Source organism: Acinetobacter sp. TG2027, assembly GCF_000302435.1.
Classification (GTDB): domain Bacteria; phylum Pseudomonadota; class Gammaproteobacteria; order Pseudomonadales; family Moraxellaceae; genus Acinetobacter; species Acinetobacter pittii.
Genome location: NZ_AMJN01000005.1, coordinates 88,839 through 107,845, shown reverse-complemented (window position 1 = coordinate 107,845; position 19,007 = coordinate 88,839). Strand labels below are relative to the sequence as shown.

The 19,007-nt window shown below is 39.5% G+C and carries 16 protein-coding genes and 3 pseudogenes; 9 read left to right on the top strand and 10 right to left on the bottom strand.

All coding sequences use genetic code 11. The annotated features are described in order from the left end of the window. Positions 1-97 precede the first annotated feature (97 nt). Entirely contained in the window at positions 98-2,392 is a 2,295-nt protein-coding gene (gene ptsP / locus B806_RS0102380) for a phosphoenolpyruvate--protein phosphotransferase (RefSeq protein ID WP_005066019.1), read from the bottom strand. 85 nt (positions 2,393-2,477) lie between these two features. Further along, the gene (locus B806_RS0102375; protein ID WP_000567255.1) at positions 2,478-2,963 is read right to left on the bottom strand and encodes an RNA pyrophosphohydrolase; all 486 of its coding nucleotides are present in this window, start codon (positions 2,961-2,963) and stop codon (positions 2,478-2,480) included. Positions 2,964-3,145: 182 nt separating this feature from the next. Here B806_RS0102375 and B806_RS0102370 point away from each other — a divergent pair, with 182 nt between their 5' ends. The 3 genes and pseudogenes from B806_RS0102370 (at position 3,146) to B806_RS0102360 (ending at position 6,226) form a co-directional block, all read left to right on the top strand. Next, entirely contained in the window at positions 3,146-3,796 is a 651-nt protein-coding gene (locus B806_RS0102370) for an HAD family hydrolase (protein WP_017385686.1), read from the top strand. A 189-nt stretch (positions 3,797-3,985) separates the two neighbouring features. Then, positions 3,986-5,425, top strand: a pseudogene (locus B806_RS0102365) (DUF2252 domain-containing protein). Between the two features lie 54 nt (positions 5,426-5,479). Beyond that, positions 5,480-6,226, top strand: a pseudogene (locus B806_RS0102360) (sporulation protein). Positions 6,227-6,260: 34 nt separating this feature from the next. Here the strand turns inward: B806_RS0102360 and B806_RS0102355 are convergent. Together B806_RS0102355 and B806_RS0102350 are read right to left on the bottom strand one after the other, a co-directional pair. Beyond that, the gene (locus B806_RS0102355; RefSeq protein ID WP_005066023.1) at positions 6,261-7,124 is read right to left on the bottom strand and encodes a LysR family transcriptional regulator; all 864 of its coding nucleotides are present in this window, start codon (positions 7,122-7,124) and stop codon (positions 6,261-6,263) included. 160 nt (positions 7,125-7,284) lie between these two features. Then, positions 7,285-7,494 (bottom strand): DUF2061 domain-containing protein, encoded by a 210-nt coding sequence (locus tag B806_RS0102350; protein ID WP_029768954.1) that lies wholly within the window; start codon positions 7,492-7,494, stop codon positions 7,285-7,287. A 237-nt stretch (positions 7,495-7,731) separates the two neighbouring features. Between B806_RS0102350 and leuC the strand changes: the two genes are divergently transcribed. The 4 genes from leuC (at position 7,732) to leuB (ending at position 11,631) form a co-directional block, all read left to right on the top strand. Further along, positions 7,732-9,150, top strand: coding sequence for a 3-isopropylmalate dehydratase large subunit (gene leuC, locus B806_RS0102345; protein WP_002115007.1), 1,419 nt, complete (start codon positions 7,732-7,734; stop codon positions 9,148-9,150). An 18-nt stretch (positions 9,151-9,168) separates the two neighbouring features. Continuing rightward, positions 9,169-9,816, top strand: a complete 648-nt coding sequence (leuD, locus tag B806_RS0102340; protein WP_002114814.1) for a 3-isopropylmalate dehydratase small subunit — start codon at positions 9,169-9,171, stop codon at positions 9,814-9,816. A gap of 112 nt (positions 9,817-9,928) precedes the next feature. Further along, positions 9,929-10,513, top strand: coding sequence for a hypothetical protein (locus B806_RS0102335; protein ID WP_005066026.1), 585 nt, complete (start codon positions 9,929-9,931; stop codon positions 10,511-10,513). Positions 10,514-10,551: 38 nt separating this feature from the next. Next, positions 10,552-11,631 carry a 3-isopropylmalate dehydrogenase gene (gene leuB / locus B806_RS0102330; protein WP_002114882.1) on the top strand — a complete coding sequence of 360 codons (1,080 nt, stop codon included), beginning with the start codon at positions 10,552-10,554 and terminating at the stop codon, positions 11,629-11,631. 53 nt (positions 11,632-11,684) lie between these two features. Here the strand turns inward: leuB and B806_RS0102325 are convergent, their stop codons facing one another. Next, positions 11,685-12,092, bottom strand: coding sequence for a hypothetical protein (locus B806_RS0102325; protein ID WP_017385689.1), 408 nt, complete (start codon positions 12,090-12,092; stop codon positions 11,685-11,687). A gap of 175 nt (positions 12,093-12,267) precedes the next feature. Here B806_RS0102325 and B806_RS0102320 point away from each other — a divergent pair. Beyond that, positions 12,268-12,637: pseudogene (locus B806_RS0102320) on the top strand (lysozyme inhibitor LprI family protein). Positions 12,638-12,688: 51 nt separating this feature from the next. On the opposite strand, the gene infA reads toward B806_RS0102320, so the two are convergent. After that, entirely contained in the window at positions 12,689-12,910 is a 222-nt protein-coding gene (infA, locus tag B806_RS0102315) for a translation initiation factor IF-1 (protein WP_001284370.1), read from the bottom strand. A gap of 263 nt (positions 12,911-13,173) precedes the next feature. On the opposite strand from infA, the gene B806_RS0102310 reads away from it, so the two are divergent. Beyond that, complete coding sequence (locus tag B806_RS0102310; protein WP_005066032.1) at positions 13,174-14,184, top strand: AraC family transcriptional regulator; 1,011 nt, start codon at positions 13,174-13,176, stop codon at positions 14,182-14,184. A 242-nt stretch (positions 14,185-14,426) separates the two neighbouring features. On the opposite strand, the gene truA is transcribed toward B806_RS0102310, so the two are convergent. From truA to B806_RS0102290, 4 genes are read right to left on the bottom strand one after another with little or no spacing between them, the layout of a single operon-like run. Then, a complete protein-coding gene (gene truA / locus B806_RS0102305; protein WP_017385691.1) occupies positions 14,427-15,224 on the bottom strand; it encodes a tRNA pseudouridine(38-40) synthase TruA in 798 nt (265 codons plus the stop codon). Between the two features lie 20 nt (positions 15,225-15,244). Then, the gene (locus B806_RS0102300; protein ID WP_017402563.1) at positions 15,245-16,210 is read right to left on the bottom strand and encodes an asparaginase; all 966 of its coding nucleotides are present in this window, start codon (positions 16,208-16,210) and stop codon (positions 15,245-15,247) included. A 58-nt stretch (positions 16,211-16,268) separates the two neighbouring features. Beyond that, positions 16,269-17,531 carry a hypothetical protein gene (locus B806_RS0102295; protein WP_017385693.1) on the bottom strand — a complete coding sequence of 421 codons (1,263 nt, stop codon included), beginning with the start codon at positions 17,529-17,531 and terminating at the stop codon, positions 16,269-16,271. Between the two features lie 59 nt (positions 17,532-17,590). Continuing rightward, positions 17,591-18,940: a hypothetical protein gene (locus B806_RS0102290; protein ID WP_017385694.1), complete on the bottom strand. Its 1,350-nt coding sequence runs from the start codon at positions 18,938-18,940 to the stop codon at positions 17,591-17,593. Between the last annotated feature and the right edge of the window lie 67 nt (positions 18,941-19,007).

Sequence of the window (19,007 nt, the reverse complement as noted above, 5' to 3'; positions counted from 1 at the left end):
GAGCGCAATAGTGAGATGAAATTTTTTATATTGAGTTGTAGTAGAAGCGATCTCAAATGAATAAAGGAGAGCATTGTTCTCCTTTATTGTTTATATATTAAACATTTACGATTCGATTCGATTTCACCATATCAGCTAAACCGTGAGTTTTAAAATAGTACTCAAGCCAGCTTTTTACGATGAGTGGATTATTCATTTTCATGACATCATCCAGCAATTTTTGTGCATCTGTCATTGGCACATGACAAATTGCTTTTCTTACGCGCAAAATGTTACTCGAACTCATCGAAAGGGTATTAAAGCCCATTGCCATGAGCAGAATTGCTGATAATGGATCCCCCGCCATCTCACCACAAATACTGATAGGTTTTTTGTATTCATGACATTCTTTAACTAAGCGGGTTAGCGCACGTAGAATGGATGGGTGAAAGTGTGAGTAAACGTTTGCCACATGTGGATTATTACGGTCAACTGCAAGTAAATACTGGGTTAAGTCATTTGAACCGACCGAGAAGAAATCGACGAGTTCAGCAAACTCATCAATTTGTAGCAGTACGCTCGGCACCTCAACCATAATTCCAATTTTTGGTTTGGTAATTTTAACTTGCTCTTCTTCTTGCACTGCAATCCAGTCACGCTCAAGTAAATAAAGTACTTCTTCGACTTCACTGACTGTAGTGACCATTGGCAATAAAATATGCAAATTATTTAAACCAATACTGGCTTTGAGCATGGCGCGAATTTGCGAAGAAAAAATCTCGGGATGATCGAGCGTGAAACGAATACCACGCCAGCCTAATGCCGAGTTTTCTTCTTCAATACTGAAATACGGCAAGTCTTTATCGGCACCAATATCCAGAGTTCGCATCACCACAGGTTTATTGGCGAAATGGCTCAACTGTTGACGGTAGATTGCGCGTTGTTCTTCTTCACCTGGGAAGCGCTCCCGTAACATGAATGGAATTTCACTTCGGTATAGACCGACACCTTGAGCACCGCGTTGTACTCCGCGGACAACATCAATCATGAGGCCCGTATTTACATAAAGTTGAACAGACACACCATCTGGAGTAATCGCTTCTTTGGTCTCGTATTGTTTGAGATCTTTTGCGATTTGCTCATCTTCTTTCTGAATTTCTTTATAGCGTTGACGTAAACGACGTGGAGGGTTTACAAAAACACGGCCCTGATAGGCATCCACAATCATTTCTGCATCATCAAGTGTGTTCACTGGCAGTTCAGTTACACCAACTACGGTTGGAATACCTAATGCACGAGCCACAATCACCATATGCGAATTGGCTGCACCTTCGGATGTCACAATCGCTGCAATATTGTCTACTGGCAACTCAACGAGAGCAGCAGTACTAATTTCTTCACCAATTAAAATACTGTCCGGACTCAGGTCACGATGGCTAGAGTCTTCTTCTTGCAAAGAAGCTAAAATACGTCGCCCTAAATCTTTAAGATCAGAAACTCGCTCACGAAGATAATCATCTTCCATTTGTGCAAAAAGAGCAGTGTGTTTTTCAATGACACGACGTACTGCACCTTGTGCCCAATGTCCATCACGAATGAGTTCTTTAATTTCTGCTGGCAATGCATTTTCGTCTAGCATTCTTAAGAAAACACTAAATAAAGCGCGCTCTTCGGCCATTAAAGAATCATGCATTTTTTCATCTAAAGAACGAATCTCTGAACGAACTGATGAAATGGCTTGATCTAAAATTCGAAGTTCATCGCTAATATCTTCGGCTTCACGATCAGGCACAGAACCCAAATCGGCAGGCGGATATAAAATAATAGCGCGACCTAAAGCAACACCGCCTGCACCTGAAGCGCCTTGAAAGGTTTTGTAGGCAGGTCCATTACTCGGCTTACGAAATACGTCAATATTACCCACTGCATGAGCATGAGCAATAACGCCAGAAAGCTGAGCACATAGCGTAACTAAAAAGGACTCGGCAGCTTCACTAAAATCTTGAGGAAGTTTGTTTTGAACAACCAAAACGCCCATAACCTTACGACGATACATGACCGGTACGCCGAGGAAAGAGTTATAAATTTCTTCACCTGTTTCAGGTAAATATAAGAACCGCTCATGTTTTGGCGCATTGTCAAGGTTAACGATTTCTTCACGTTGCCCGACCAGACCAACCAAGCCTTCACCGAGTTGCAAAGAAACATGACCTACAGATTCTGGATTTAAGCCTTTAGAGGCCATTAATACATAGCGCTGATTGCGTTCATCGAGTAAATAAATAGAACAAACATCCACTTTCATGGCCTCAGCAACCTGATTAACCATGATGTCTAATGATTCATGCAAACTGACGGACGCATTAACCTCTTGGACAATGCGCCGTAGAGTGTCGAGTTGCATGTTTGACATGGATGTATACTCCAGTATTTTTTTAGACTATGAATGTATTTATAACAGCACTTTTAATAAAAATCATTTGCTAGATAAATGATTTTTAGGGTAATTGTTGCATCGGCAACTGTGTACACAACTCCACCATGGCTTTACGATAAACATCACGCTTGAAGTTCACCACTTGTCCAAGAGGATACCAATAGCTAACCCACTGCCATTCATCGAATTCGGGCGGGTCGGAGAGGTTTAACTGAATATTTTTTGCAGGCGCAGTTAACTTCAGTAAAAACCATTTTTGTTTCTGTCCGATACATACGGGGTCAGAGTCTGACCGAATGTACCGATGTGGCAAACGATAACGCAGCCATCCCTTGGTTTGCGCAATAATCTGGACATGTTCGGGCAATAAGCCGATTTCTTCTCTCAGTTCTCGAAAAAGTGCCTGTTCAGGGGTTTCTCCAAACTGGATGCCTCCTTGTGGAAATTGCCAAGCATTGTGACCAATGCGCTTTGCCCATAAAACCTGTCCATCATCGTTTGCCAAAATGATCCCGACATTCGGTCGGAAACCTTCTGAATCGATCATTTGGCTACCTAAATATTGTCTATATCGTTGACTTTAATCGCGGGGACAAACACTTTTTTATGTCCAGCTCGAAAAGATCAAAGTAAAATGTTTAAATTGCTACGATCTTAACGAATTTCTATCGACTAGCGGAGATAGATTTACATTTTTTTTCTTAAATTTCAGTTTAAACGAGAATTTTCATGAAACTGGCGTTGTTTGATTTAGACCATACCTTGTTAAATACCGATTCAGACCATTCTTGGGGTGAATTTTTAGTCAATGAAGGTTTGGTTGATCCGGTTCATCATCGTCAGATGAATGATAAATTTTATGAAGATTACAAAGCAGGGCAACTTGACCCATATGCTTATAATGAATTTGTTTTTGGATTTTTAACGCAGCATGACAATAACTACTTAACTGAGCTCCACCAATTGTTCATGCAAAAAGTCATTCGTCCGCAAATGCGTCCAAAAGGTTTTGATGCAATCAAAAAACATCAAGATTTAGGCCATACCATTGTGGGTATTACGGCAACAAGTGATTTTATTACTGCACCGATTTTTCGTGAATTTGGGATTACCGAAATTTTAGCAACCAATGCTGAAGTGGCTGACGGAAAATATACGGGCAAAGTTGCTGGTTTAGCGTGTTATCAAAAAGGCAAACTTGCACGTCTAGATGCATGGTTGGAAGGCCGTAACGTGTCTGAGTCTTGGGCGTATTCCGATTCAATTAATGACCGTTTTTTACTTGAATATGCAACTCATGCAATTGCAGTAAACCCCGATGATCGTCTTGAAAAACTGGCCCAAGAACATAACTGGGACATTCAGGACTGGTCGATTTAAGATTATGGAGTTGGAAGAACAGTTTAAAAAGTTTTGAGGTCTTCCAACTCTTAATTATATTTAAAATCATTTTTTAATATCTCTTATAAATTTTAGCTAAAAACAGATATTGCTATGATTAATAAAATAAATTCTATCTTGGCAAAGATTTCAGAATATAAAAAAATTTAATTTAAAAATGAGGAAATAATGTCAAAAACAGCACAAATTAAATTACCAAAACAACTTTGGAATGATGAAAGTATTGATTTAACACGTCATAGCTATCAGGGGAAACTACTAAATAAAAGCGAAGGCTTCAAATTAGGTAAGGCTCAACGTAAAAAAGTTCCACGTGAACACCTATCAAAACTTTCTGAACGACCAAAAGGTACAACTGCTTTAACGATCTATGATTGGAGTAACCAAGGTCGTTTAGAAAAACTCAAACCGATTCGTGCAAAACGGATGAGTATTTCTCCATTTACATTTTATCGTGGCATGCCTTCTTTGATGCTATTTGACCAAGCGTGGGAGTAGGTAAATTCAGGCTTATTTCAACAGATTTGTGGGGATTGTCATTTAAGTAATTTTGGTGGTTTTGCAAGTCCAGAACGTAATCTGTTATTTGGAATTAATGATTTTGATGAAACTTTAGTTGCCCCGTTTGAATGGGATGTAAAGCGTTTAGCAACCAGTCTTGTAATCGCGGCGCGTGATATTCATCTTGCAGAGAAAGTCGGGTTAAAAGCAATTAAAATAATGCTGAATAGTTATCGTCAGCACTTATTAGAAATTACAGAACTTTCACCACTCCAAGTTTGGTATGAAAAAGTTGATGCCAGTACATTATTAGAAAATACTGAGTGTCGAAAACTAAGAAAGAAACGCGAGAAGCATCTCGATTCAGCACAGAAAAGAACGGCGTACTCTGTTTTGCCAAAGCTTACCCGGCAAGATCAAGATACAGGATTTCGTCATTTTGTGGATGATGCGCCGTTATTATGGCATCCAGATCTAGATGAGCCATTTGGTAAAGATGTTGATGTATTTTTTCAAAAATACCGTGATTCTTTGAAATATGATCGCCAAGTGCTTTTTGATCGTTATCAACGTACAGATATAGCTTTGAAAGTGGTGGGTGTCGGAAGTGTTGGTACACGATCAGCGATTGCATTATTTCAGGATGCAGATCGAGAACCGTTAATTTTACAAATGAAAGAAGCGAATCCATCAATTCTTAGCCCGTTATTTGTAGACAAGGTAAATCACGAAGGTGAGCGTGTAGTGCATGGTCAGCAGCTCATGCAGGCCGCAAGTGATATATTTCTTGGGTTCTCTTCCATATCAAATCAACATTTTCATGTACGTCAGTTACGTGATATGAAAATCTCGGTTGATCTTAGTGACATGGATGATGAGTATTTCTATGAGTATGCTGAAAGTTGCGGTTTAGCCTTGGCTCATGCCCACGCTAAATCTGGAAATGCAGATGTACTTATGGGATATCTTGGCGAAGGTAATACGATAGTAGAAGTATTACAAACGTATGCAGAAGAATATGCAGAACGTAATCTAAATGACTATGACCAATTTATGAATGAAGTTGCAGATGGTAAGATTCAGCTGGCTGGAGATGATGCACTTTAATAATAAGTATGCTGCTACAGATGACAGGAAATAATTCGAAAGGTTAGAGAAAAAATGTTTAGTAAAATTATGTCTGGTTTGGGTCTTCAAGGTGTGACGGTAGAAACTGTTTTACAGAACCCAAGCTTGCAAGCAGGCAGCACATTGCATGGAGAAATTAGCTTTAAAGGTGGATCATCTGATAAAGAGATTAATGGTCTTTATTTGCAATTGGTAACGATGGCAGAAGTCGAATCTGGTGATCATGAGTTTAACCAACCTTTAGTTTTACAAGAGTGGTTAGTGAACTCTCGATTCCTCTTGCCGGCACATCAAGCACATTCTTTCCCTTTTAGTATTCAACTACCATTTGAGACACCAATTACTGAGGTTGCTTGTCGAAGAAATGGTGCACGTGTTTGGATTCAAACCCATATGGATGTTGATTGGGGATTAGATGCAACTGATCGTGATTATCTAAAGGTTCTGCCAACTCCAGCCATGCAAATATTTCTACAGGCTATGCAGCGATGTGGCTTTGTTTTATCGACAGTAGATGTAGAAAAAGGGCAGCTTACTGCGCGAAATTTTAGATCAACGATTGGTTGTTAGCAAGAGCTTGAATTTGTCTCTTCACATATGTTTAGCGGATTTAATGAGGTTGAAGTTTCTTTCGTTGCTGAACCTAACCAAACTCACGTTATGCTTGAAGTAGACCGCCATTTTCGATCAGATCAGCTATTAACGATGACGATTCCACATCATATGCTTGATGAAAACCAAATGGTGCAACAAATTCGAAGCCTCTTAAAGCTTGGATAAATTAAATTCGAGTAGATGCTTAGATGGGAGTCTTTTATGCATCCTGCATCATTTTAATCAACTCCTGCATGGCTCTAGATTGAGTGCGTGCAGGATGCCAAACCATACCTAATTGACGATTCATCTCAACATTTAAATCAAGCTGCTGCATATCCTGATTCAACAGAGTTTTTGGTAAAACTGACCAACCCAAACCAATCGACACCAACATACGAATAGACTCAAGAGGGTTATTGCTCATGGTAATTTTGGGTTTAAGGCCTTGTTTTTCAAACTCAGCCAAAGTGATTTGAGCAGTATAAGTTTGTGCAGCGGGTAATAAGCTTGGATATTCAATTAAATCTTGTAAGGTAAGATTCTTCTTTTGTGCCAGCGGATGAAAAGGGGCAGCAACAAAAACTAAAGGATCATTCCAAATTGTAATGTAGTTAAGACGCTCATCTCCTGAAGGAGGAAGCGTTAAAAATGCTAGTTCTAGATCACCAGCTAATACTTGTTCATGGGCTTGCTCTGAGTCAACAAAATGCACATCTAGAGTGACTTGAGGAAATTGCTGAACAAAATGCTTAAGTGGTGCGGGTAAATGGTGCAAACCAATATGGTGACTCGTACCGACTTTTAAGCGGCCTTGTACCTGAGTTTGTTCATGGCTCAGCGTATGGTGAATATCACCCAGCTCATTTAACCAGTTTTTAACTTTAGGAAGTAATGAATGTGCGGCATGAGTTGCCTGAACACCTCGGCCTGCAGATTCAAATAGTTTTACGCCAAAATATTCTTCTAAGCTGTGAATTCTTTTGGTAACAGCAGGTTGAGTAATAAATAACTGATCTGCTGCCACAGAGATAGACCCTGTTTCCATGACTTTTACAAAAGCTTCAAAGGCTGCAAGATTCATAATACAACTCAACTTGGAATAAAAAAATCGAGGGGCTAAAGTTGCCGAGCCAAAATCGTATCATGCTTGCAGCAAAACGAGTGAGAAAGTTGTGAATTACCGCACTAATCTTAGCCTAAGCCGTTGTTTCTTTTTCAGCTAAGGCTGATACGCGGCGATCTTAAGCAGCCCAAACTTTTTCATGGAAGAAAAAAGCAAAAGCTTGTACGGTTGGTTCAAGCATACTTAATGTTAAAGCCATCCAGATATTACCTGTTACAAAGTATGCAACTAGCATTGCTACAGTAATATGCATAATGTAATAGCTTAAGGTTTTCTTTAAGGTACGTTGATTATTTATAACGAATTTTTGGATATTAGCCATGATCATTCTCTTTAGCCACTTTAGATATTTTTAGTATAGGCATTAGAGTATAAGATTAAAAATTGATTATGCAAATGATAATCATTAACAAAAACGATTTATTAAATTTGATGTCCCTTATGGAAATTATAATTTATTCCAAAAAGTTTTCTAATTTATAAAAATGATAAATTAGATTTATGTGAAACTCTGGCTATAATCGAATAAAGATCAGAATTACCCAGTCCAATGGAGCAAGACGACATGGCAGGCAAAACTTTATATGACAAATTGTGGGATGACCACGTTGTTTCACAGCGTGATGATGGCTCATGTTTACTATACATTGACCGTCATTTATTGCATGAAGTGACAAGTCCACAAGCATTTGAAGGATTGCAACTTGCGGATCGTCAACCATGGCGTTTAAGTGCAAACGTTGCTACACCGGACCACAACGTTCCAACGTCTAAAAAGGAACGTGACCAAGGCATCGCTGGTATTGAAGATGATACGTCTCGTATTCAAGTTCAAACCTTAGATGACAATTGTAAAGCCTTTAATATTGTTGAATTTAGTATTAATGATATTCGTCAGGGGATTGTGCATGTAGTTGGGCCTGAACAGGGCTTAACTTTGCCGGGCATGACGGTGGTATGTGGCGATTCACATACAGCGACTCACGGTGCTTTTGGTTGCTTGGCGCATGGTATTGGGACATCTGAAGTTGAACATGTGTTAGCAACACAATGCTTGATTCAGAAAAAATCTAAAAATATGTTAGTTCGTGTAGATGGCGTATTGGGTAAAGGCGTAACACCAAAAGATGTGGTGTTGGCGATTATCGGTAAGATCGGTACTGCTGGCGGTACGGGTTATGCAATCGAATTCGGTGGCCAGGTTTTCCGTGATATGTCGATTGAAGGGCGTATGACGGTATGTAACATGGCGATTGAAGCCGGTGCTCGTGTCGGTATGGTGGCTGTTGATGACAAAACCATTGAATACGTAAAAGGCCGTAGCTATGCACCAAAAGGCGAGCAATGGGAACAAGCAGTTGCTTACTGGAACACATTGCATTCAGATGAAGATGCTGTGTTTGATGCAGTCGTTGAGTTAAATGGCGCAGAGATCGAGCCACAAGTGTCTTGGGGAACTTCACCTGAGATGGTTATTCCTGTCACAGAAGCTGTACCAACTTTAGAACAAGCGAAAGATGACGTTCAACGTAATGACTGGACGCGTGCTTATCAATATATGGGTTTAAATGCAGGCCAAGCATTAGCTGATATTCAACTTGATCGTGTCTTTATCGGTTCTTGCACTAATTCTCGTATTGAAGACATCCGTGCTGCGGCTGAGGTAGTTAAGGGCCGTAAAGTGGCGTCTACGATTAAGCAAGCTATGATTGTTCCAGGTTCTGGTTTAGTCAAACAACAAGCTGAAAAAGAAGGCTTGGATAAAATCTTCTTGGAAGCTGGCTTTGAATGGCGTGAGCCGGGTTGTTCAATGTGTTTAGCAATGAATGCAGATAAGTTACAACCAGGTGAACACTGTGCATCGACATCTAATCGTAACTTTGAAGGCCGTCAAGGCAATGGTGGTCGTACTCACTTGGTGAGCCCAGCAATGGCAGCAGCGGCTGCAATCGCTGGTCACTTTGTTGATGTTCGTTCATTTTAATTCGGTCTGGAGCAAACCATGAAAGCTTATACAGTTGAACAAGGTATCGTTGCACCATTAGATCGTGCCAATGTTGATACAGATTTAATTATTCCAAAACAGTTTTTAAAGTCGATTAAGCGCACTGGTTTTGGCGACAACTTATTTGATGAACTTCGTTATTTAGATGAAGGTTATCCAGGACAAGACAATTCAGTACGTCCAAAAAATCCGGATTTCGTTTTAAACCAGCCTCGTTATCAAGGAGCAACTGTTTTAATTGCTCGTACTAACTTTGGTTGTGGTTCAAGTCGTGAGCATGCACCTTGGGCATTAAATGAATATGGATTCCGTACCGTTATTGCACCAAGCTTTGCTGATATTTTCTTTAATAACTGTTTCAAAAATGGCATGTTACCTGTCATTTTGCCAGAAGAAACAGTTGAGCAGTTATTTAAAGAATGTGCTGCTAATGAGGGATATCAATTAACAATTGATTTAGCAGCTCAAGAAGTACGTACTCCAACAGGTGAAGCATTTAAATTTGAAGTTGATCCGTTTCGTAAGCACTGCTTGTTAAATGGATTGGATGATATTGGTTTAACTCTTCAAAATGCGGACGCAATTCGCGCTTATGAAGAAAAAACTAAACAAGTTCGTCCTTGGGTATTCCAAGAGTTGAATTAACCTTTCGGTACATTTTAAACATAGCCATGGCGTAGCGTTCAAACTCTTGCTAACATGCTAAAGCATAAAAACACCTTAGAATTATGCACTAGATGAGGATTGGGCTTGAACAATGAAGAGGAACGTTACTCATAGCTTTTTGTTGAGCCTGTGCGCAATAACACTCAGTGCTTGTCAAAGCACTTACAATGTAGTGGATACTGTCCGCATTAAGCAGGCTGAACAAGAAAATTTGGGGCAGAATGCAGCAATATATTGTTCGGGCGCGAAGAGTTGTGAATTTGAACGACTAAATGATATTACTGTAGTGGATGCGCAAACACGAAGAATTAGTAATCAGGCAATTCATCAAGGGATTGTGAGATTACAAGGTTCAGTGCTTAGCCAAACTAACAGCTTATATTTATCAGTGCCTGCTAAACAATATGAAGTGGTGATTCGTTTCTATCCGATCTCTCCGGATCGTGCAGAAACATTTCATGTGATTCACCAGTTTAATGCTAACCATCGCTATACATTTAAAATGTACCGAGACAAATCTAACCGTTCGGGTAGTTTGCTGAATGTTTCTGTACCAGATCCATTATGTGTCGATTTAGAACAAGATGGGCATGTCATTCGCCGTTTTTGTCGACCATTTGATGTTACAACAGGACTAGGTGAATTCCTTGAGCAGAAAAAATTAACACCGCGGTAGTTGTAGCACTGCTTGTCTTTGGAAAATGGAAAAAGTTCATGTCTAAACAGATTTTAATTTTAGCTGGTGATGGTATTGGTCCTGAAATTGTTGGGGCGGCAGAAAAAGTATTAAATACAGTAAATGAAAAATTTAATTTATCGTTAACTTGGGAACATGGCTTATTAGGCGGCGCGGCAATTGATGCGCATGGTGAACCGTACCCAGCAGTAACAAGTGAACAAGCAAAAAAAGCTGATGCAATTTTATTAGGTGCGGTAGGCGGACCAAAATGGGACACCATTGAGCGTTCTATTCGCCCTGAACGTGGTCTTTTAAAAATTCGTAGTGAACTTAACTTGTTTGCTAACTTGCGCCCAGCGATTTTATATCCGCAATTAGCAGATGCTTCGAGCTTAAAGCCTGAAATTGTTGCTGGCTTAGATATTTTAATTGTTCGTGAATTGACTGGCGGTATCTATTTCGGTCAGCCACGTGGTATCCGTGAACTCGAAAACGGTGAAAAGCAAGGTTATAACACCGACGTTTATTCTGAAAGCGAAATTAAGCGTATTGCAAAAGTAGCTTTTGAACTTGCAGGCTTACGTGGTGGAAAGGTTTGTTCTGTAGATAAAGCTAACGTTTTGGAAGTTACAGAGCTTTGGAAGCAAACAGTTACTGATTTACAGCAAGCAAATTATTCAAATATTCAGCTTTCACATATGTATGTTGATAACGCTGCAATGCAACTTGTACGTGCACCGAAACAGTTTGACGTGATCGTAACGGGTAACTTGTTTGGCGACATCTTATCTGATGAAGCAGCAATGCTTACAGGCTCAATCGGTATGTTGCCATCGGCTTCGTTAGATGAAAATGGCAAAGGTATGTATGAGCCTTGCCATGGTTCTGCACCTGATATCGCGGGTCAAAATGTGGCAAACCCATTAGCAACTATTCTTTCAGTTGCAATGATGCTTCGCTACACATTCCGTGAAGAAGCTGCTGCAAAAGCAATTGAAGATGCAGTAGGTCAAGTGCTTGATCAAGGTTTGCGTACAGCAGATATTATGTCTGAAGGTATGACAAAAGTAGGTACGGCTGAAATGGGTGAGGCTGTTGTAGCTGCTCTTGCTTAAAAGCTTATTATAAAAAAACGCAGCGTTGAGCTGCGTTTTTTTGTGCCGATGTCTTAGCAGGCTTTACCCTCATATTGAATTGATTCAGCAACATCATTTTTAAGCTGGAAAATCACTTTGCAATTGAAATTAATATCATAAGAATTGCCGCTCAGATTTCCTGATTGGACAGGAATAGAGCTTCCTCTCATATCAACATTACTCACCATTGGAATAGGAATGCTTAAAGGACGCAAAATCGTATAGATGAGCTGATTGGGTGTTCTTTGCGGAGAGTTGGCGACTTGAAAACCAAGGCTACGTAGATTGATATCTTGTTGAATGGTCGCCGAGGATTTACCTAAAAAGCCTTTTAAATATTCCTGTAAATCTACGGATTGACGTAGGTGGCTAGCACAACCGTTAAGACAAATAATGATGAAAGATAATAAGCCAATTTGGCAGCGGGTATATATGTTCATTTTTTTCACTATATAAAATTATATTTATTATTAAAGAACAATAGGTTGTATTTACAAGCTTGTAAAGTAAAAAAGGAGGATTATGATAAATGGAAGGTAAATTTGTCTTTCGATTTATCAATTACATCCGAACTACTTTAATAATAATTTTATAGAAAACTTAAGGACGAATAGTATGAGAAAAATAGTTTTTGCTTTTTTATGCAGCTTTGGCATGACTTCAGTCTATGCAGATCTGTGATAGTGCCCGCAATACTTACGATGATATTTACTGTACAAATAAAATTTATGCGAGTGCTGATGCAGATTTGAATAAGAATTATCAAGCACTGCGAGTAAAGTTAAACACCGCGCAGAAAAATATTCTTAAGAAGTCTCAGCTTGCATGGATACGTCAACGTGACGCCGAGTGTACAGATTCAAATAGGAATAGTGTAGACGTGCAATGTCGTTTACAGACAACGCAAGAAAGAAACCATTGGCTGCAAGAAAGATTGCGTGAATGCCAAACGGTGGGATGTAAAACTAGTCGCTTAAGTGAATAAATAACACAATAAAAAAGCCACATCATAAAGTGGCTTTTTTGCATTCACTAATTAGCGAGCACGGTACGTAATACGACCTTTAGTTAAGTCATATGGAGTCATTTCGACTTTTACACTGTCGCCAGTAAGAATACGAATATAGTGTTTACGCATTTTACCAGAAATGTGTGCAATAACTTCGTGACCGTTTTCAAGACGTACACGGAACATCGTATTAGGAAGCGTTTCGGTGACAACGCCTTCGAACTCAATGAGTTCCTCTTTATTGGCCATAGCCTACCTGATGATCAAATTGGAAAGGCGCAAATTATAGTCAATTTTTTTAAAAAAAACAAGATAGACACACTTCTGCTAAAGCATCTGGTTAAAGTATGACTAATAAAAAAAGATGTAATTTTTTTCACAAAAGAAGTGTAATTCTGTTGTCAGTTTGGTCAATCAACGCTAATCTAAAATCATAGTTATTAGGGACTGTTAATTGCATAAAGGTCAACAGCCCTAAATATCAATGAAGTATCTACATGGAAGGGCACTGCGTGGGTCAGCTAACAGATGCATCAGTTGTATTACGCTTTGGCTACCAAGCGATTCGTCGTGCGGGTTTGCCAACAGAAGAAATATTAACCAAAGCGGGAGTTGCTTTAAATCAGGTCGATACCAATGCACGTACACCGTTAAGTGCACAGTACGCCTTTTGGACTGCCGCTCAGGAAGTCAGTAAAGATCCAGACATCGGTCTGCATTTAGGTGAGCATTTGCCTTTGTATCGAGGGCAGGTGATTGAACATCTATTTATTAGTAGTGAAACCTTTGGTGAAGGCTTAAAACGAGCCTTAGCTTATCAGCGACTGATTAGTGATGCATTTGATGCAAAACTAGTAGTTGAAGAAGGACGTTGTTATTTAACCAATGGTGAACAGATTGGTGCTGACAATCTCGTCAATCGTCATTTCTCTGAATGTGCGATTTCGGGCGTGCTTAGATTTTTTAAGTTCATTACTGAAGGACAATTTCATCCTATCTTCATCGATTTTAATTTTAGCGAAGGAGCATCTGAGGATGAATATTTCCGTGTATTTGGCTGTCCAGTTAGCTTAGGTCAGAAAGAGACACGTTTATATTTTGACCCAGCTATTTTAGATTTTCAGCTTTGGCAGGCAGAGCCTGAGTTACTTCAATTGCATGAACAATTAGCGATTGAAAAGTTACAAGAACTCGCCCGTTATGATTTAGTGGGTGAGGTTCGTCGTGCGATTGGTTCGACACTTGAAAGTGGAGAAACAACTTTAGAGACGGTTGCTGCTCAGTTGAATATTACGCCGCGTCGTTTACGTACTCAGCTCAGTGAGGCAAATACCAGCTTCCAGCAAATACTTTCTGACTATCGTTGTCGTTTAGCTAAAAAACTTTTGGCAAATACCAATGAGAGTGTTGAGCGTATTGTATATTTAACTGGCTTCTCTGAACCAAGTACGTTCTATCGTGCATTTAAGCGTTGGACGAATGAAACACCTGTGGAATACCGTAAGCGTAAACAGCACCGTTAATTTATTCTATGTCATGACGGAGTCGTGCCATTGAGGCTTTTATAATTGGATCGGCTTTCAGCTAGAGTTACTTTTCTTTCGGGAAAAGTAACCAAAACCATTGTCATACGCAAAACCTGTTAGATAATTATCAAGATCTAATGTATCGCAAAAACATATAATTATATATTTAGGGCAGGTTGCGTATGACTTTGTCGCGTATCTTATTTAATGCTTAATTTTGATACTGAGTTTTAAATATTTTAATCTGGTAAGTTTAGCCAATGTGGCCCAAGTGGTGGCTGCGGCAAATCAAACTGTTCAGGATAATTACACTGAATAAAATAAAGGCCATCGGGTGGGGCTGTTACCCCAGCTGCCTTACGATCCTGCGCCGCAAACATTGCATCGATATGATCAATCTCATACATACCTTGACCAATTTCGAGTAAGCAACCGACAATATTACGCACCATATGGTGTAAAAAACCATCTGCTTGAATATCTAAAACTAAATAGCGTCCATGTTCAAATAAACGGCAATGTTTTACATGTCGAACAGGCTGGTTTGATTGGCATGCTGCTGCGCGGAAAGTTTCAAAGTTATGCGTTCCTTCGAACTTACTAGCAGCTTTAATCATCTTTTGTACGTCTAGCTTTTGGTAAATGTGCGTAACTTGCTTGTGTAATAGTGCTGGGCGATGCGGTGCGTTATAGATGATATAGCGGTAACGTCGAGCAGTCGCTTTAAAGCGGGCATGAAAATTTTCATCCATCAGTTTAATCCACTGAATGGAAATATCTTTAGGTAGTTGACTATTTGCCCCTCTTAACCACCCCGTTTCTGGACGAATAGCATTCGTGTCGAAGTGTGCCACCATATTCGTTGCATGTACTCCCGCATCAGTACGACCCGCACCGTGAAGTGCAATGGGCTCATCTGCAATTTTACTCAGTACACGCTCGATCGTTTCCTGAACGCTGGCAACGCCTGGCTGTTGTGTTTGCCAACCTCGGTATTGAACTCCGCTAAATTCAATACCGACTGCATAACGTTGCATAGCTTCACCTCTATTTAATGCTAATTTTCATTCCAATGGCTGAGCCATTGTTCTGGGGTTGGGTATTTTAAATAGATTTGAAGTGCTTTTGCATAGAGATCTGCATGGCTATGTGCATCACTGATGACAATTTTTGCAGTTTTGGCCCATGCACTAATCGCATAACGTTGATCAATACCACCGAATGTCACCTGAGTGGTAAGAATCGGAACACAGCCACGTGTGTAAAGCTCATCTAATGTTGCAAGTAATTCTTGGTTTACTGCAATATTGCCAGTACCAAAACCTTGTAACACTAAAAAGTGTGGTGGGGCTGAAAGTAAGTGGCGTAATTGTTGTACTAAGTGCTGTGTTGCAATGGGTTGCATCATCCAGTTTAAAATCTGGAAGGAAGCAGCTCGTTCAATTTGGGCATCTTGTACGATCAATTCATTTTGCTGAGGCGTAAACTCAGCTTCACTACTTAACCCTGAAAATGCATCGAGTTCAGTCGTATGCGTTTTTAATGCAGTTTGCGCGTGGAATACTTGATGGTGGAATGCGAGATAAGCACCCACAGGGAAAGCAATCACTTGTTCTAATGCAAGATATAAGTTCTCAATTGCATCAGTAAATTCACGGGTGTTATCGCCTTGAATATTGAGTAGCGGATATTGACTACCGGTAATCACAATATGACAGCTTTGGCCTAAAAAGCGGGCTAGGGTCGCAGCCGCATAACTGAGCGTGTCTGTACCATGAATAACAACGAAATGCTGATAACCTTCAAGTTGTAGTTGTTGTATACGTTGAATCAGGCGCAACCAGTCAGGTGCCGTACATGCACTGCTATCAACAATATTGGGTGCAGCAAAGCAGTCAACTGTTAAGTGTGGGGGAATCACTTTTTCAAGTTGAGGCAAGAATTGCTCATAAGGCATAGGAGCTAAAGGTTCACCAATGCAACCAAAAGTACCACCCATATAAAATAAGGCTATTTTTTTCATATTTTTGCAGGCATAAAAAAGCAGTCATCTCTGACTGCTTATGGTAAATCGAACAGTTCTAAGAAGCTATGCGATTAAGTAAGTTTTTCGCGCGTTGTTGTTGTTCTGTGTTGAATTTTTGCTCATTGCTTGCCAATAAGGCTTGAGCTGCTGGGTAGGCTCCTAACTTGATGTATTGCTCAGCTAGTTTTAAATCAAGTTCATTTTCATCTAACTGTTTTAATTCTGGAAAAGCTTCTACAAGGGGATCTTTGGTTTGATCTGGGGTAGTTTCTTCGCGTACTAAGTCTACAAGGTTTTGAGTTTCAATCTCTGGTGCTGTAACTAATGCAGGCTCGTCTAGCGAAAACTCAAGAGGTGCGATTGAATTCGAGTCTAATGGCGCTTGTTCTACCAATTTAAGCTCATCTAATGATGAGATCTGTTCATTAGGTTTTACTTCTGGATCTTCATGGGTTAATTCAAGATTAAAATCCAAAGCATTGGTGTTCTCTTGAGCTGCTGGTGCCGCTATTGTCTGGTTTTTTTCCTCAGATTCATGCAGAGGTGCCAAGTCAAAAGAAAACTCTAGGTCAGCTAGCTCATTTGTTTCTTGAGATGGCGATAACTCTGATTTCTGTGTTGGTTGGCTGGTACTTTCGGTAGTCGTGGTTTGCTCAAATGAAAAATTAAACTCTAAAGGTTCAACTTCAGCAGCAGGTTCTTGCTTTACAGGGGTATAGTCTTGCTGCAATTCATCAAAAGAAGTTTCAGAAGAACTTGTTGTTAATTGGTCAAACTGAGCTGTTGCATCAGATGTATTTTTTGGCTCTTGGTATGTTTGAGCTTGAGGAAAATCGATCGCATCTGGTTGTCTTGATGACTCATATTCTTTTTGTCTGGCTTCTGCTTGAATGGCTATTTCATTGAGCGCTAAGCTACGAATATGGCTAATCAGTTGAGTTATTGCAAACTCATCTTTTTGTGCAATATGAATCTCAAGTAGTAATAAATAAAGTTCATGTTGCGTATTATCTTTCTTTAGTGCCTGATTGACTTGAGCTTCAGCGGCTGAGAATTGTCTTTCTTGGATAAGTAGCTGAATCTTCTGACGAACAGCGTCTGGAACAGGACTGCTTTGTGGAGTAGAGGGAATAGATTCATCAACTACATTTACTTTAGTTTTTTCACGCGAGTTTTTAGTTGATTTAGAGTTCGTTTTTTTATTGGTTTTTCTATTTATTGTTTTAGGGGAATTCGACTCTTGCTTTTGGCTATTTTCGCGTTTTTTTAAAATGACAGCGATCACGAGCAATATGATGAATGGAATCACATATAACATTACTTTCCCCTTAAAAAATAAATATTTGCAATATAAAGCGAGCTGACTCTGGTTTTAACTTAATGCTTTTGCTTATGAGTCTGTTGCTGTGCTTGTAACTGCTGTTGTAACTCTGCCAAACGTGCATTCAGAAGTTGAATACGTTGGTCTTTTAAACGTAAAGTTTGATTTAGTTTGGTTACATTCCTTTGTAATGTAACGGTTTTTTCTCTTGTTGTCATAACTTTTACTGCTAACTCAGTATTGTTTTGACTTTGTTGTGTGCTCTTTTTAGCACTTCCATGTGTAGAATTTTGACTGTTTTCAGCCACAATACTCATTTCGGCTTGCTGTAAACGGTATTTTGCTTTGCCAGAAGTTGATTTTGCAGTATGTGCGATATCTGTTTTTGACTTGTTTTGCTGAGGTTTAGCTGCAGGAGAGTGAGCTAGGTTAAGTGCGATTCCCTGACGCAAACGATTTACATCACCTTGAATAAAAGCATGTCGGTTTTGTGTTTGAATATCATGCATGACTTTCGCAACAGGTTGTTTTGTTTTCGCGGCAATACGATTAGCAATGCTCCATAAAGACTCATTTCGCTGTACCACATATTTACCTGATGATGCTGGTCCTTTGTAGGAACTTAACGATTGTTTCTTCGCAGGATTTTGGTTAAGCGCTTTTTGAGGTACAGATTTCTTTTGCGCTGTTAAATTTTTGACCGGAGTTTTTGGTGAATTATTTGTAGGTGTCTTAGCGCTGGTTGGTTTAATTTCTGTCTGATCTGGGGTAGTAGCTATTGTAACTTGTTGAGCAAGTTGAGTAGAAGAATTTGCACTAAGTGTATTGGATGAATTTGTATTTACAGCTGGAGCAGTTCCAGAGTTAATATTAAGGCTATGTTCACTATTCGAATCAGTTGGAGTTGAGGCCAAAGTTGGTGATGCATATCGAGTACTTTCTGGCAGATTTAGAGCAATGTCTTTTTCATTGACAATAAACTGAGGTGACAAAGTACTTTCGTTATTTTCAGTCTTTTTTATAGAAGAAGGCTTAATTACGGTTTTGATATGCTGCAAACGTGTAGCAGAACCTTCACTAATTTTTACTACAATATTTAGTTCAGGATCAATCACAGGGCGAGATGAGGTAATAACAATAACCCCTGAGCCTTGACCGTTTTGGCGCGTATAAAAATTAAGATTTCCGGGCGGCTGATGAGTTATGCCTAACGCGCTTAAATCTTCAGGAGTCGCTAGACTGACTTGTAGATTGGCGTTGGGGTCAGCTTGTTGAAAATTCATTTCGGCATATAACAAATCGCCAGGTGCGGACTGAATTTGTATAGGGTCTAATGTAATCGCATAAATAGAAGGCGAAGACATAATGGTGAAAATGGCAATTTTTAATTTGTTATAAACAGTCATCTCAATCCATGACCTAATAAGTCGTAAAGTCATTCAAAATTATACAATAATGAAATGTAAATAAATT